This window comes from Serratia sp. CY71090, assembly GCF_052166845.1.
GTDB classification, from domain to species: Bacteria; Pseudomonadota; Gammaproteobacteria; order Enterobacterales; family Enterobacteriaceae; genus Serratia; species Serratia nematodiphila.
Genome location: NZ_JBJNOA010000003.1, coordinates 606393 through 620562 on the forward strand (window position 1 = coordinate 606393; position 14170 = coordinate 620562).

The window sequence follows — 14170 nt, forward strand, 5'->3', positions numbered from 1 at the left end:
ACGTGATGATTAAGCAATACCTGCAAGTCACTAAACCAGGAATTATTTTCGGCAATTTAATTTCTGTCGTTGGGGGATTCCTGCTCGCTTCCAAAGGGAGCATCGACTATCCCCTGTTTCTCGCCACCCTGGTGGGTGTCTCGTTGGTGGTCGCGTCGGGCTGTGTGTTTAACAACTACATCGACCGCGATATCGACAAGAAAATGGAGAGAACGAAGAATCGGGTGCTGGTAAAAGGCCTGATCGCGCCGAGTGTCACCCTGGTTTATGCGACCGTGTTGGGTATTGCGGGCTTCGCGTTGCTGTATATCGCGGCCAACCCGCTGGCCATGTGGCTGGCGGTGATGGGCTTCGTGGTTTATGTCGGCGTTTACAGCCTGTACATGAAACGTCATTCGGTCTACGGCACGCTGATCGGCAGCTTGTCGGGCGCCGCGCCGCCGGTTATCGGCTACTGCGCGGTCACCAACGAGTTCGACGCCGGCGCGTTGATCCTGCTGGCTATCTTTAGCCTGTGGCAGATGCCGCATTCTTATGCGATCGCTATCTTCCGCTTTAAAGATTACCAGGCGGCCAACATTCCGGTGCTACCGGTGGTGAAAGGCATTTCCGTCGCCAAGAACCACATCACGGTCTACATCCTGGCATTTATGATCGCCACGCTGATGCTGACCCTGGTGGGCTACGCCGGCTACAAATACCTGATCGTCGCTGCGGCGGTGAGCGTATGGTGGCTGGGCATGGCGCTGCGCGGTTATAAAACCGAAAACGACAGCGTCTGGGCGCGTAAACTGTTCGTGTTCTCCATCGTCGCCATCACCTCGCTGAGCGTGATGATGTCGATCGACTTCAGCGCCACGGCGGCGCCTGAAGCGCTGGTGACCTACGTTTGGTAAGCCAAATCATCTGTCAATGGGCCGCGTATGCGGCCCATTTTATTTGTCACGCCGAAAAGCGGCCAAACTGTAATATCTGTTAAACAACATTCGATTTACCCCCCCTGCCCCGCACACTAAAATGACGCAGCTTTACAGAAATCATGCCATCAGGCGCTGTCGCAACGTCTGATGGCATGGTTTTTACCGAGGTTTGATGTGAACGATAATTCAATGACCCCGCAGGAGCGCCGCGCCACCTGGGGATTGGGCACCGTATTCTCCCTACGCATGCTCGGCATGTTTATGGTATTGCCGGTGTTGACCACCTACGGCATGGCGCTCAACGGCGCCAGCGAAGCGCTGATCGGCATCGCCATCGGCATCTACGGCCTGGCGCAGGCGGTGTTTCAGATCCCGTTCGGCCTGGTGTCCGATCGCATCGGCCGTAAGCCGCTGATCGTCGGCGGCCTGCTGATCTTTGCCCTCGGCAGCGTGATCGCCGCCGCGACCGACTCTATCTGGGGTGTGATCCTCGGCCGCGCGTTGCAAGGCTCCGGCGCGATCGCCGCCGCGGTCATGGCGCTGCTCTCCGATCTGACCCGCGAGCAGAACCGCACCAAAGCGATGGCGTTCATCGGCGTCAGCTTCGGCATCACCTTCGCCATCGCCATGGTGTTGGGCCCTATAATTACCCACGCCTTCGGCCTGCATGCGCTGTTCTGGATGATCGCCGTGCTGGCGCTGGCCGGGATCGCCATCACATTGGCGGTGGTACCTTCCGCCGATACTCACCTGTTGAACCGCGAATCCAGCATTGTGCGCGGCAGTTTCCGCAAAGTGCTGAGCAACTCGCGCCTGTTGAAACTCAACTTCGGCATCATGTGTCTGCATATCCTGCTGATGTCGAGCTTCGTGGCGCTGCCGCTGGCGATGGAGAAAGCCGGGCTGGCGGCCAGCGAACACTGGATCGTCTACCTGGTGACCATGCTGGTGTCGTTCGCTGCCGTGGTGCCTTTCATCATCTATGCCGAAAAATATCGCCGCATGAAGCAGGTGTTTATGGGCTGCGTGGCGGTGCTGTTTTGCGCCGAAGTGCTGCTGTGGCTCTCCGGCGCGCACCTGTGGGGCATCATCGCCGGCGTGCAGCTGTTCTTCATGGCCTTCAACGTGATGGAAGCCATTCTGCCTTCGCTGATCAGCAAAGAATCACCGGCCGGCTATAAGGGCACCGCGATGGGGGTCTACTCCACCAGCCAGTTTATCGGCGTGGCGATCGGCGGCAGCCTCGGCGGCTGGCTGTACGGTTTGCAGGGGGCAGGCTTGGTGTTTATCGCCGGCGCGGTATTGGCCGCCGTTTGGTTCCTGGTCAGCAGCACCATGAAAGAGCCGCCGTATGTCAGCAGCCTGCGCATTACGCTGTCTGAACTGGCGGTGAAGGATTCGGCGCTGGAAAGCCGCCTGAGGGCGCAGCCCGGCGTGGCCGAGGCGATCGTGGTGCCGGAAGAGCGCAGCGCCTACGTCAAGGTGGACACCAAGCAGACCAATCGCGGTCAGTTGGAAGCGCTGGTCAATTCGCTGTAAAGAAACGGGGCCGGCAATGCCGGCCCCGTCGAGATTAATCGCGGAAGTTCTTGAACTGGAACGGCTGCCCCAGATCGCCGCCGCGCACCAACGCCATCACGCTCTGCAAATCGTCGCGTGACTTGCCGGTCACCCGCACTTCTTCGCCCTGGATCTGCGCCTGCACCTTCAGCTTGCTGTCTTTGATCAGCTTGACGATTTTCTTCGCTACAGAGGTTTCAATCCCCTGCTTCAGCTTGGCTTCCACGCTGTAGGTTTTACCGCTGTGGGTAAACTCTTCCGGGATCTCCAGCGCGGCGCCGTCGATGCTGCGCTTGCTCAGCTTTTCGCGCAGAATGTCGAGCAACTGCTGCACCTGGAAATCAGACTCGGTGGCAACCTTGATGCTTTGGTTTTTCTCGTTTAACTCAAAGCTGGCCGGCACGTTGCGAAAATCCCAGCGGGTGCCGAGATCGCGGGTGGCGTTCTCAACGGCGTTACGCACTTCCTGCATATCAATTTCGGAAACGATGTCGAAAGATGGCATACTTCTTCCTCCTGAATGAGTGCCTAATAGCTTAGGCGATTTTGATGCCGAGCATGATAACCGCTTTGCCGCCTCAGACAAAATCTGCTGAACGCACGCAGGGATAGCGCTTCAGGCTGCCATAAAGCCTATAGTTAGATCACGGTAATTGAGCGGTATTCCCGTGTTTCCAAGGAGACTGAATGAAAATAACCATTCTTGGTTGCGGCGCGCTCGGACAACTGTGGCTCTCCCGGCTGTATCAGCAGGGCCACGATGTACAGGGATGGCTAAGAGTGCCGCAGCCTTTTTGCGCCGTGAACGTGATAGAGCCGGAAGGCGTCTCGTTTAATCGCAATTTGCCCACCAACGATCCGGAGCACCTCGCGCAGAGCGAGCTGCTGCTGGTGACGCTGAAAGCCTGGCAGGTATCCAGCGCGGTCGGCGCGCTGTTGCCGAAGCTGAACCCCCGCTGCGCCATCTTGCTGCTGCACAACGGCATGGGCACTCAGGAGGAGCTGCCGCCGAACGGCCAGCCCATCTTGCAGGGCACCACCACCCACGCCGCGCGCCACGAAGGCAGCACCATTATCCACGTCGCCACCGGCATCACCCACATCGGCCCCACCTCACCGGCCGCCCAGCACTTCAGCCACCTGGCGGAAGTGCTGCATCAGGCGCTGCCCGACGTCGCCTGGCACAACAACATCGCCTCGGCCAACTGGCGCAAGCTGGCGGTCAACTGCGTGATCAACCCGCTGACGGCGCTGTACGGCTGCCGCAACGGCGATCTGCAGCGCTACCCGGAGCAGATCGAAACGCTGTGTCGTGAAGTCGCCAGCGTGATGGCGATGGAGGGCTACCACACCTCCTGCGAAGGCCTGATGCAATATGTGATGGACGTGATCCACAGCACCGCCGACAACGTTTCGTCGATGCTGCAGGATATCCGCAGCCAGCGGCATACCGAGATCGACTACATCACCGGCTACCTGCTGCGCCGTGCGCGCAGTCACGGCCTCACGCTGCCGGAGAATGCGCGGCTGTTTGAATTGATTAAACGAAAGGAAAATGAATATGAGCGTATCGGCGCTGGTTTGCCTGGCACCTGGTAGCGAAGAAACCGAAGCCGTCACCACCATCGATCTGCTGGTGCGGGCGGGCGTTAAAGTCACTACCGCCAGCGTCGCCGGTGACGGCGAGCTGACTATCGTTTGTTCGCGCGGCGTCAAGCTGCTGGCCGACGCGCCGCTGGTGGCGATCGTCGATGAGCCTTTCGACGCCATCGTGCTGCCCGGCGGCCTGAAAGGCGCAGAATGCTTCCGCGACAGCCCGTTGCTGGTGGAAAAAGTGCGGCAGATGCACCTGCAGGGGAATATCGTCGCCGCCATCTGTGCGGCGCCGGCGTTGGTGCTGCAGCACCACGATCTGTTCCCGGTCGGCAACATGACCGGTTTCCCGGGCCTGAAAGACCAGATACCGGCGGATAAATGGATGGAACGCCGCGTGGTGTATGACGCGCGCGTCAACCTGCTCACCAGCCAGGGGCCGGGCACCGCGATGGAGTTTGCGCTGAAGCTGATCGATCTGCTGCTCGGCAAGGCCAAAGCGGCGGAGATCGCCGCGCAGCTGGTGCTGATCCCTGGGATGTACGATTTCCGCGACTGAGCGGCTTGCCGATAAAAAAAGGGCTGAACACCAGTTCAGCCCCTCTCGTTTACGCCGCTGCCCGCGTTACGGGCGATAAACCTTCACGTTGCTGAAGCCCTGCTCCAGCAGGTACAGCGCCTGCAGGCGGCTCATTACGCCGCGCTCGCAGTACAGCAGATAGGTTTTGCTCTGATCCAAATCGCCGAACTGGGTGCTCAGCTTGTAGAACGGCAACGCTTTCACTTCAACCTGTTCCAGCTGCAGCGGCTTCTCTTCCTGCTCGTCGTTGGAGCGGATATCCAGGATCACCTCGTCGGCGCCGAAGGCCGCAACGGTTTCCACTTCGGTCACCTGCTCCTGCGCCTGCTCGGCGATGGAGCGAATATCGACGTTCTTCGCTTCGCTCACCACCCGATCGAGAATGCTGAAATCGAAGTGGCTCTCTTCCTCTTCGATCTTGGCCTTGACGGCTTTCACCGTCGGGCTCTTCGAAATCACGCCGCAATATTCCGGCATGGTTTTGGCGAAGTCTTCGGTGCCGATTTCGCGCGCCAGCTTGATGATGTGCTCTTTATCGTGCGAAATCAGCGGACGCAGGATCAGCGTATCGGACGCATTGTCGATCAAGCGCAGGTTGGTCAGCGTCTGGCTGGACACCTGCCCCAGCGCCTCACCGGTTACCAGCGCCTGCACGCCGTAGCGTTCGGCCACTTGCGAAGCGGCACGCACCATCATGCGCTTGAGCACCACGCCCATCTGGCCGTCGTCGACCTTCTCCAGGATCTCGCCCACCACCGGCTCGAAGTCGATGGCGACGAAGCGCACCTTGTGCGAGCTGGCGAAACGGTTCCACAGGTAGTGCGCCACCTGCTTCACGCCAATCTCATGCGCGGCGCCGCCCAGGTTGAAGAAGCAGAAGTGCACGCGGCAGCCGCGGCGCATCAGCATATAGCTGGACACGCCCGAGTCGAAACCGCCGGAAATCAGCGACATCACGTCTTCCTGGGTGCCGACCGGGTAACCGCCGATGCCTTCGAGGCGGCGTTTGACCAGCATCAGCTTGTCGTCTTCAATCTCGAGGTTTACCGTGACCTGCGGGCGGGTCAGGTTAACGCGCGCGCTCTCGATATGCTGGTTCAGGCCGCCGCCGACGTAACGCTCCACGTCCTGCGAATTGAACGCCTGCTTGCCGCGACGCTTGACGCGCACGCAGAAGGTTTTGCCTTCCAGCTGGGCGCGGTAGGCTTCCAGCGTCTGCTCGAAGATGTGGTGGATGTCGGTATAAGCGCGATCTTCCACTTCCAGAATATGGTGGATGCCGGGAATGCGCGTCAGCGCGTCGGCGATGATCGGCCGCTGGTTTTCATCTTTGGCGCGAACTTCGATATGATCCCAGTGACGGACGACCGCCAGCGTTTCATCATACTGCTTCAGGACGTTGCGAATATTGGTCGAGAGAATCTTGATAAAGCGCAAGCGCACAGATTGGCTCTTGATGGTGATTTCCGGGAACAATTTAATGATAAACTTCATGGCGGTCTTTGTTGTCAGATAAGAATTACGGCGCGGAGTATATCACCATATCGCCGCGCTCTGCGCACAAAACCACACATGAGCGCCATGATTTGCTAATCAAGATCCGCTAGGATAGGCTCTGGCGCCACGGTTCACATGATGACGTAAAAAGAAAATTATGCCGAAAAAACCAGCACAATCAGCCAGTACAGAGCAAACAGCCAGCTTTGAAAGCGCCCTCGGCGAGCTGGAAAGCATCGTGACGCGTCTGGAGTCGGGCGAACTGCCGCTGGAAGACGCGCTGAACGAATTCGAACGCGGCGTGCAGCTGGCGCGCCAAGGCCAGCAGAAACTGCAACAGGCGGAACAGCGTGTGCAGATACTTCTTAACGACAGCGCCGACGATGCGGCGCTGGCGCCTTTCACACCGGATGCCGAGTAACCGACATGTCTGAGATCGCACCATCGGCCGCTTTTGCCGATCAACTGCAGATTTTCCGCCAGCGGGCCGATCGCGCGCTGCTGGACTTCATCGCCCCGCTGCCGTTCAACGACGGCAACATGGTGGCGGCGATGCGTCACGGCGCCTTGCTGGGCGGCAAGCGCCTGCGTCCGTTCCTGGTGTACACCACCGGCCAGATGTTCGGCGTGTCGCTGAGCAACCTGGACGCGCCGGCGGCGGCGGTGGAATGCATACACGCCTACTCGCTGATCCATGACGATCTGCCGGCGATGGACGACGACGATCTGCGCCGTGGCCAGCCGACCTGTCACATTAAATTCGGCGAAGCCAACGCGATCCTGGCCGGCGATGCGCTGCAAACGCTGGCGTTTTCGATCCTGGCCGATGCCGAGATGCCCGACGTGGCGCTGCGCGATCGGCTGGCGATGGTCTCCGAACTGGCGACCGCCAGCGGCGTCGCCGGCATGTGCGGCGGCCAATCGCTGGATCTGGAAGCTGAAGGCAAGCGCGTTGATCTGCAGGCGCTGGAACAGATCCACCGCCACAAAACCGGCGCGCTGATCCGCGCGGCGGTGCGCCTGGGCGCGCTGAGCGCCGGCGAAGCCGGGCGAGCGGCGCTGCCGCAGCTGGATCGTTACGCCGCCGCGGTTGGCCTGGCGTTCCAGGTGCAGGATGACATTTTGGACGTTGTCGGCGAGACTGAAAAGATCGGCAAGCGCCAGGGCGCGGACCAACAACACGGAAAGAGTACCTACCCGGCGTTGCTCGGGCTTGACAGCGCGAAAGCAAAAGCGTGGGATCTCTATCAGGAAGCATTAGCTGCATTAGACACTTTGGCAGCGCAATCTTATAACACAGCGCCATTGCGAGCGTTAGCCAGCTTCATTATTGAACGCGACAATTAACGTGTGACGTTAACTCCTCTGATATGAGTATCGAATGAGTCTTGATATAGCCAAATACCCAACCCTGGCGCTAGCGGAAAACCCCGAGGAACTCCGCTCACTGCCCAAAGAGAGCTTGCCGAAGCTGTGCGATGAGCTGCGGCAATACCTGCTGAACAGCGTCAGTCGTTCCAGCGGCCACTTTGCCTCCGGGCTGGGTACCGTCGAACTGACGGTGGCGTTGCATTTCGTCTACAACACGCCGTTCGATCATCTGGTGTGGGACGTCGGCCACCAGGCCTACCCGCACAAAATTCTGACCGGCCGCCGCGACCGGATCGCCACTATCCGGCAAAAGAACGGCTTGCACCCCTTCCCGTGGCGCGCCGAAAGCGAATACGACGTGCTGTCAGTCGGCCATTCGTCGACCTCGATCAGCGCCGGCCTCGGCATGGCGGTGGCGGCAGAGCGTGAAGGCAAGGGCCGCCGCACGGTGTGCGTGATCGGCGACGGCGCCATCACCGCCGGCATGGCGTTCGAAGCGATGAACCACGCCGGCGATATCAATCCGGACATGCTGGTGGTGCTGAACGACAACGAGATGTCGATCTCGGAAAACGTCGGCGCGCTGAACAACCATCTGGCTCAGCTACTGTCCGGCAAGCTTTACTCCACCCTGCGCGAAGGCGGCAAGAAAGTGCTGGCCGGCGTGCCGCCGATCAAGGAGCTGGTGAAACGCACCGAAGAGCACCTGAAAGGCATGGTGGTGCCAGGCACGCTGTTCGAAGAGCTGGGCTTCAACTACATCGGCCCGGTAGACGGCCACGACGTGCAGGGGCTGGTCGCCACGTTGAAAAACATGCGCGATCTGAAAGGCCCGCAGCTGTTGCACATCATGACCAAGAAAGGCCGCGGTTACGCGCCGGCGGAGAAGGACCCAATTAGCTTCCACGCGGTGCCGAAGTTCGATCCCGCCAGCGGCACGCTGCCGAAAAGCGCCGGCGGTCTGCCGACCTATTCGAAAATCTTCGGCGACTGGCTGTGTGAAACCGCCGCCAAAGACAGCTCACTGATGGCGATCACGCCGGCGATGCGCGAAGGCTCCGGCATGGTGCAGTTCTCTCGCGACTATCCGCAGCAATATTTCGATGTGGCGATCGCCGAACAGCACGCGGTCACCTTCGCCGCTGGGCTGGCGATCGGCGGCTACAAGCCGGTGGTGGCGATCTATTCCACCTTCCTGCAACGCGCCTACGACCAGCTGATCCACGACGTGGCGATCCAAAACCTGCCGGTGATGTTCGCCATCGATCGCGGCGGCATCGTCGGCGCCGATGGCCAGACCCACCAGGGGGCGTTCGATCTGTCGTTCATGCGCTGCATCCCGACCATGGTGATCATGACGCCGAGCGACGAAAACGAATGCCGCCAGATGCTGTATACCGGCTATCACTATAACGACGGCCCGAGCGCCGTGCGCTATCCGCGCGGCACCGGCACCGGCGCGGCGCTGGAGCCGCTCAGCCTGCTGCCGATCGGCAAAGGCGTGGTGCGTCGCCAGGGGGAAAAGATCGCCATTCTCAACTTCGGCACCCTGCTGCCGGAGGCCGCGCAAGCGGCGGAAGCGCTCAACGCCACGCTGGTCGACATGCGCTTCGTCAAGCCGCTGGACGAGCAGCTGGTGCTCGAACTGGCCGCCAGCCATGAAACGCTGGTCACGCTGGAAGAGAACGCCATCATGGGCGGCGCCGGCAGCGGCGTCAACGAACTGCTGATGGCCAAACGCCGTCCGGTGCCGGTGCTGAACCTCGGCCTGCCGGACAGCTTCGTCTCACAGGGCAGCCAGGAAGAACTGCGTGCCGATCTGGGGCTGGACGCCGCCGGCATTCAGCGCCAAATCGAAACCTGGCTGGCGCAGTAATCGCCGCCCGCGCCTGATAAAACGCCTCCGCTTTCGGGGGCGTTTTCGTTTCCGCCCTCCGGGATCCGCGCTACAGTTACTGTCTGAGCTGTGAATGGGAGGCAAACATGAAGTACCTGAAACTGGGCAACACCGATCTGAACGTCTCACGCATCTGCCTGGGTTGCATGACCTATGGCGAACCGAACCGCGGCAATCACGCCTGGACGCTGCCGGAAGAGAGCAGCCGCCCGCTGCTGAAACAGGCGCTGGAAGCCGGCATCAACTTTTTCGACACCGCCAACAGCTATTCCGACGGCAGCAGCGAGGAGATCCTCGGCCGGGCGCTGCGCGACTATGCACGCCGCGAGGACGTCGTTATCGCCACCAAGGTCTATTTCCCGCTGAGCAACCTGGAGCGCGGTTTGTCGCGCGCCAAGATCATGCAGTCCATCGACGACAGCCTGCGCCGTCTCGGCACCGACTATGTCGATTTGCTGCAAATCCATCGCTGGGATTACGAAACGCCGCTGGAAGAGACGCTGGAAGCGCTGCACGACGTGGTGAAAGCCGGTAAGGCGCGTTATATCGGCGCCTCTTCCATGTACGCCTGGCAGTTCGCCAAGGCGCTGTATACCGCCGATCTGCACGGCTGGACGCGCTTCGTCAGCATGCAGGATCAATACAACCTGATCCAGCGCGAAGAAGAGCGCGAGATGCACCCGCTGTGCGCCGCCGAAGGCATCGCCGTACTGCCGTGGAGCCCGCTGGCGCGCGGCCGCCTGACCCGCCCCTGGGGCGAAACCACCGCGCGGTTGGTCTCCGACCAGTTCGGCAAAAGCCTGTACGAGGAAACTGAAGGCATCGACGCCATCATCGCCGAGCGCGTCGCCAGCCTCGCCGAAGAACGCGGCGTTTCACGCGCGCAGATCGCGCTGGCCTGGCTGCTGAACAAACCGGCGGTCAGCGCGCCGATCGTCGGCGCGTCACGCAGTGAGCAGTTGGATGACGCCATCGCCGCGGTCGATTTGAGTTTGTCGCCGCAAGAGGTGGCGGAACTGGAGACGGCTTACGTGCCGCATCGGGTGACGGGGTTTGAATAAGAGAAGCGGGCGCGAAACGCCGCGCCCGGCGGTCAGAACAGCCCGATCGGCCAGTGGTGGCCAATCAGGTAGATGATGCCCGCAGACAGCACGCCGGCGATGATATCGTCGACCATAATGCCCATGCCGCCATGCACGTTGCGGTCGAACCAACGGATCGGCCACGGCTTCCACATATCCAGAATGCGGAAGATGACGAAACCGGCGGCGACCCAGCGCCAGTCGTTGACCGGCAGCGCCATCAGCGTGATCCACATGCCGACGAACTCATCCCAGACGATGCTGCCGTGATCGTGCACCTTCATGTCTTTTGCCGTGCGGTGGCAAATATAGACGCCGATGCAAATGCTGAACATCACCGTCAGCGAGTAGAGCTGCCACGGCAGTTGGATCAGCAGCAGCCAGAACGGGATCGCCGCCAGCGATCCCATGGTACCCGGCATCACCGGCGACAAACCGCTGCCAAAACCGGTGGCCAGCAGGTGCCACGGATTGCTCATCCGCAGCCGGCGCTTGGCTTCATCCATGGTTGCCCGGCTCCGCATTGAAATGGTCGAACCCGACCCAGTCCAGCTCCACCGCCTCGTCGTTGCGATAATAGCGGATGCCTTCAGACAGCGGACCAATCTGACCGATACAGGTGTAGTCGGCCCCGAGGTGGCTCAGCGCCACTTCCAACGCGCCGCGGTTGATTTCCGGCACGGTGAAACACAGCTCGTAATCTTCGCCGCCCGCCAGCGCCCAACGCAGCGCCTGCTCGGCATCCGCGTGGCTGCTCAGCGCCTGCGACATCGGCAGCTCGTCCAGCACGATGCGTGCGCCACAGTCGCTGGCCTTCAGGATGTGTTTCAGATCGGAGATCAGGCCGTCGGAGATGTCGATCGCCGAACTGGCCAGATCGCGCAGCGCCTGCCCCTGCAACACCCGCGGCTGCGGGCGCAGATGGCGAGCGATCAGGTAATCGCGCGCCGCCGTATCCGTCACCGCCAGACGATCCTGCAGGATCGCCAAACCGGCGGCGCTGTCGCCCAGCGTGCCGGTCACATAGATCCAGTCGCCGATGCGCGCGCCGCTGCGGGTCAACGCCCGGCCGGCCGGGATCAAGCCCTGAATGGTCAAGGTCATGCTCAGCGGGCCGCGCGTGGTATCGCCGCCGATCAGTTGCATGCCGTAATAGTTGAGCTGATCAAACAGGCTGTCGCTGAAGGCCTTCAGCCAGGGCTCGTTCACCTCCGGCAGGGTCAGGGCCAGCGAGAGCCACGCCGGATCGGCGCCCATCGCCGCCAGATCGCTCAGATTGACCGCCAGCGCTTTATAACCGAGATCGGCCGGATCGATATCCGGCAAGAAGTGCACGCCCGCCACCAACGTATCGGTACTGACGGCCACCAGCTGTTTTTCCGGCACTGCCAGCAGTGCGCAGTCATCTCCAATGCCCAACTGTACATCCCGGCGCACGCGCTTAAACCGGTCAAAATAGCGGGCAATGAGGTCAAATTCACCGCATGCCATATCGATATTCCACGAGAAGAAATTAAGGCCGGGAATGCCGGCCTTAATGTTTTACTTTTTCTTGCGAAGGGTTGGCGCCACTTTATCCAGCACCCCGTTCACAAACTTGTGGCTGTCTTCCGCGCCGAAGGTTTTCGCCAGCTCGATCGCTTCGTTGATCGCCACCTTGTAAGGGACATCCTCGCGCATTTTCAGTTCAAACAGCGCGACGCGCAGCACTGCGCGCTCCACCTGGCCCAGCTCTTCGAGCTGACGCGACAGGTATGGCGCCATCAGTTCGTCCAGCATACCTGCATTCACTGCCGCGCCGGACAGCAACTCGCGAAAATAGGCGACGTCAACATCTTTGACATCCTGCTCCGTCAGGAACTGGTGTTCAACATCGGCAAGGTCGTTTTTAGACAACTGCCAAGAGTAAAGCGCTTGAACAGCGCACTCACGAGCGCGGCGACGAGCAGCAGGTTTCACGGAATTCCCCTTAACTAAATTCAGGCTTTAATAGCTTTGATAACATTAATCATTTCAAGTGCGGTCAACGCGGCTTCAGCGCCCTTGTTGCCCGCTTTGGTGCCGGCGCGTTCGATCGCCTGTTCGATGCTTTCGGTGGTCAGCACGCCAAAGGCAACCGGGATTTCGGCATTCATCGCAACGTTGCCGATGCCGGAGCTGGCTTCGCCCGCCACATATTCGAAGTGCGCGGTGCCCCCACGGATAACGGTGCCCAGCGCGATAACCGCGTCGTATTTGCCGGTTTTGGCCAATACGCTCGCCGTCAACGGCAGCTCGTAAGCGCCCGGGACCCAGACAACGGTGATGTTGTCGTCAGCAACCTGACCAATGCGTTTCAGCGCGTCGATGGCGCCTTCCAGCAGGCTGTCGTTGATGAAATTGTTAAAACGTGCAATTGCGATCGCCACACGGGCATTTGGAGTAGCAACAACACCTTCGATAACTTTCATGGGCTTTCCTTAAAAATGGGTTCAATACCCCGCAGGGGGGCGGATTCTATCATATTCTTTCATCGCCTGCGCGGCGCTTTTGTAAAACCGGCGCGCGGGCGCGAGATTCAGTGTTTCGCCCGCAGGCGCAAACGCAGATCGGGGCCAACCTGGCGCACGTCGCTAAAGACGAATTCCGGCGCGTCGGCCAACCGCTCCAGGCCCGGCAGGTGGCACAGGCCACGGCCATTATCGCCCAACAGTTTTGGCGCGATGTACAAAATGAGCTCATCCACCAGGCCGGCCTGCAGCAGCGCGCCGGCCAGCGATGCGCCCGCCTCCACCCAGATTGAATTCACCTGGCGCTTGGCCAACAGCATCATCATCACCACCAGATCGACGCCGCCGCCGTGCGCCGGGCAGATAAACTGCTCAACGTCTTGCGGCCAGGCCTGTTCATCCGCCTGCAGGCGCGCCAGCCAGGTGGCGCCCGGCTGCTGCACCACGCGGTGCTGCGGGGTAATGCGGTTTTGGCTGTCGAGCAGGATGCGCAGCGGCTGACGCAGATTTTCGCGCGGATAGAGGCGCTGGGTCTCCGCATCCAACTCATCCCAACGCACCGTCAGCGACGGATCGTCCGCCAGCACGGTGGCGCTGGTGCTGAGAATGGCGGCGCTCTGCGCGCGCAGGCGCTGCACGTCCTGACGCGCTTCGGGTGAGGTGATCCACTGGCTCTCGCCGGAGGCCATCGCCGTGCGCCCGTCCAGCGACGCGCCCAGCTTCAGTTGCACATAGGGGAAACCGGTGCGCATGCGTTTGAGGAAGCCCAGGTTGACCGCTTCGGCCTCGGCCAGCATCAGGCCGTGCCGCACCTCGACGCCGGCCTGCTGCAGCTTGTACAGCCCGCGCCCCGCCACCTGCGGATTGGGATCTTGCATCGCCGCGACCACTCGCGTTACGCCGGCGGCCACCAGCGCATCGGCGCAGGGCGGCGTGCGGCCGTGATGGCTGCACGGCTCGAGCGTCACATAGGCGGTGGCGCCGCGCGCCTTGTCGCCCGCCATACGCAGCGCATGCACTTCCGCGTGCGGCTCGCCGGCGCGCAGATGATAGCCTTCACCGACAATTTCGCCGTCGCGCACAATAACGCAGCCGACGTTCGGATTGGGCGCGGTGGTGAAACGCCCCAGCCGCGCCAGTTCGAAGGCGCGCGCCATGTAAAATTCGTCGTGATGCATGAA

Annotated in this window: 15 protein-coding genes; 8 read left to right on the forward strand and 7 right to left on the reverse strand. The window is 61.0% G+C overall.

Annotated features, from left to right (window positions below; translation table 11 throughout):
* Positions 1-5: 5 nt before the first annotated feature.
* On the forward strand, positions 6-896 hold the full coding sequence (cyoE, locus tag ACJ8OK_RS09275; RefSeq protein ID WP_015376842.1) for a heme o synthase: 891 nt from the start codon (positions 6-8) through the stop codon (positions 894-896).
* Positions 897-1094: 198 nt separating this feature from the next.
* Positions 1095-2459: an MFS transporter gene (locus tag ACJ8OK_RS09280; protein WP_004940371.1), complete on the forward strand. Its 1365-nt coding sequence runs from the start codon at positions 1095-1097 to the stop codon at positions 2457-2459.
* 34 nt (positions 2460-2493) lie between these two features.
* On the opposite strand, the gene ACJ8OK_RS09285 is transcribed toward ACJ8OK_RS09280, so the two are convergent.
* Positions 2494-2985 (reverse strand): YajQ family cyclic di-GMP-binding protein, encoded by a 492-nt coding sequence (locus tag ACJ8OK_RS09285; RefSeq protein WP_004940373.1) that lies wholly within the window; start codon positions 2983-2985, stop codon positions 2494-2496.
* Between the two features lie 182 nt (positions 2986-3167).
* On the opposite strand from ACJ8OK_RS09285, the gene panE reads away from it, so the two are divergent.
* A complete protein-coding gene (gene panE / locus ACJ8OK_RS09290) occupies positions 3168-4079 on the forward strand; it encodes a 2-dehydropantoate 2-reductase (RefSeq protein ID WP_033634005.1) in 912 nt (303 codons plus the stop codon).
* Positions 4042-4632: a protein deglycase YajL gene (yajL, locus tag ACJ8OK_RS09295; RefSeq protein WP_019454200.1), complete on the forward strand. Its 591-nt coding sequence runs from the start codon at positions 4042-4044 to the stop codon at positions 4630-4632. The genes panE and yajL overlap by 38 nt, the downstream gene beginning before the upstream one ends.
* Positions 4633-4698: 66 nt before the next feature.
* On the opposite strand, the gene thiI is transcribed toward yajL, so the two are convergent.
* Positions 4699-6147, reverse strand: a complete 1449-nt coding sequence (gene thiI, locus ACJ8OK_RS09300) for a tRNA uracil 4-sulfurtransferase ThiI (protein WP_004940377.1) — start codon at positions 6145-6147, stop codon at positions 4699-4701.
* A 160-nt stretch (positions 6148-6307) separates the two neighbouring features.
* Between thiI and xseB the strand changes: the two genes are divergently transcribed.
* The 4 genes from xseB (at position 6308) to ACJ8OK_RS09320 (ending at position 10479) form a co-directional block, all read left to right on the forward strand.
* A complete protein-coding gene (gene xseB / locus ACJ8OK_RS09305) occupies positions 6308-6571 on the forward strand; it encodes an exodeoxyribonuclease VII small subunit (protein WP_015376838.1) in 264 nt (87 codons plus the stop codon).
* A gap of 5 nt (positions 6572-6576) precedes the next feature.
* Positions 6577-7497 carry a (2E,6E)-farnesyl diphosphate synthase gene (gene ispA / locus ACJ8OK_RS09310; protein WP_033634008.1) on the forward strand — a complete coding sequence of 307 codons (921 nt, stop codon included), beginning with the start codon at positions 6577-6579 and terminating at the stop codon, positions 7495-7497.
* Between the two features lie 34 nt (positions 7498-7531).
* Positions 7532-9397: a 1-deoxy-D-xylulose-5-phosphate synthase gene (dxs, locus tag ACJ8OK_RS09315; RefSeq protein WP_025301753.1), complete on the forward strand. Its 1866-nt coding sequence runs from the start codon at positions 7532-7534 to the stop codon at positions 9395-9397.
* Positions 9398-9504: 107 nt separating this feature from the next.
* Entirely contained in the window at positions 9505-10479 is a 975-nt protein-coding gene (locus tag ACJ8OK_RS09320; RefSeq protein WP_049242813.1) for an aldo/keto reductase, read from the forward strand.
* A gap of 32 nt (positions 10480-10511) precedes the next feature.
* Here the strand turns inward: ACJ8OK_RS09320 and pgpA are convergent, their stop codons facing one another.
* The 5 genes from pgpA to ribD form a co-directional block, all read right to left on the reverse strand.
* A complete protein-coding gene (gene pgpA / locus ACJ8OK_RS09325; protein WP_033634010.1) occupies positions 10512-11006 on the reverse strand; it encodes a phosphatidylglycerophosphatase A in 495 nt (164 codons plus the stop codon).
* On the reverse strand, positions 10999-11991 hold the full coding sequence (thiL, locus tag ACJ8OK_RS09330) for a thiamine-phosphate kinase (RefSeq protein ID WP_033634011.1): 993 nt from the start codon (positions 11989-11991) through the stop codon (positions 10999-11001). The genes pgpA and thiL overlap by 8 nt, the downstream gene beginning before the upstream one ends.
* A gap of 51 nt (positions 11992-12042) precedes the next feature.
* A complete protein-coding gene (nusB, locus tag ACJ8OK_RS09335) occupies positions 12043-12459 on the reverse strand; it encodes a transcription antitermination factor NusB (protein ID WP_004940384.1) in 417 nt (138 codons plus the stop codon).
* 20 nt (positions 12460-12479) lie between these two features.
* Complete coding sequence (gene ribH, locus ACJ8OK_RS09340) at positions 12480-12950, reverse strand: 6,7-dimethyl-8-ribityllumazine synthase (protein WP_004940385.1); 471 nt, start codon at positions 12948-12950, stop codon at positions 12480-12482.
* 107 nt (positions 12951-13057) lie between these two features.
* Positions 13058-14167, reverse strand: a complete 1110-nt coding sequence (ribD, locus tag ACJ8OK_RS09345) for a bifunctional diaminohydroxyphosphoribosylaminopyrimidine deaminase/5-amino-6-(5-phosphoribosylamino)uracil reductase RibD (RefSeq protein ID WP_021504683.1) — start codon at positions 14165-14167, stop codon at positions 13058-13060.
* Between the last annotated feature and the right edge of the window lie 3 nt (positions 14168-14170).

What these genes read in the sequence shown, in the direction of transcription:
- pgpA (WP_033634010.1), bottom strand. Translation starts at nt 11,006, where the DNA reads ATGGATGAAGCCAAGCGCCGGCTGCGGATGAGCAATCCGTGGCACCTG.
- panE (WP_033634005.1), top strand. Translation starts at nt 3,168, where the DNA reads ATGAAAATAACCATTCTTGGTTGCGGCGCGCTCGGACAACTGTGGCTC.
- dxs (WP_025301753.1), top strand. Translation starts at nt 7,532, where the DNA reads ATGAGTCTTGATATAGCCAAATACCCAACCCTGGCGCTAGCGGAAAAC.
- xseB (WP_015376838.1), top strand. Translation starts at nt 6,308, where the DNA reads ATGCCGAAAAAACCAGCACAATCAGCCAGTACAGAGCAAACAGCCAGC.
- thiL (WP_033634011.1), bottom strand. Translation starts at nt 11,991, where the DNA reads ATGGCATGCGGTGAATTTGACCTCATTGCCCGCTATTTTGACCGGTTT.
- ACJ8OK_RS09320 (WP_049242813.1), top strand. Translation starts at nt 9,505, where the DNA reads ATGAAGTACCTGAAACTGGGCAACACCGATCTGAACGTCTCACGCATC.
- ispA (WP_033634008.1), top strand. Translation starts at nt 6,577, where the DNA reads ATGTCTGAGATCGCACCATCGGCCGCTTTTGCCGATCAACTGCAGATT.
- thiI (WP_004940377.1), bottom strand. Translation starts at nt 6,147, where the DNA reads ATGAAGTTTATCATTAAATTGTTCCCGGAAATCACCATCAAGAGCCAA.
- yajL (WP_019454200.1), top strand. Translation starts at nt 4,042, where the DNA reads ATGAGCGTATCGGCGCTGGTTTGCCTGGCACCTGGTAGCGAAGAAACC.
- ribD (WP_021504683.1), bottom strand. Translation starts at nt 14,167, where the DNA reads ATGCATCACGACGAATTTTACATGGCGCGCGCCTTCGAACTGGCGCGG.
- ribH (WP_004940385.1), bottom strand. Translation starts at nt 12,950, where the DNA reads ATGAAAGTTATCGAAGGTGTTGTTGCTACTCCAAATGCCCGTGTGGCG.
- ACJ8OK_RS09285 (WP_004940373.1), bottom strand. Translation starts at nt 2,985, where the DNA reads ATGCCATCTTTCGACATCGTTTCCGAAATTGATATGCAGGAAGTGCGT.
- cyoE (WP_015376842.1), top strand. Translation starts at nt 6, where the DNA reads ATGATTAAGCAATACCTGCAAGTCACTAAACCAGGAATTATTTTCGGC.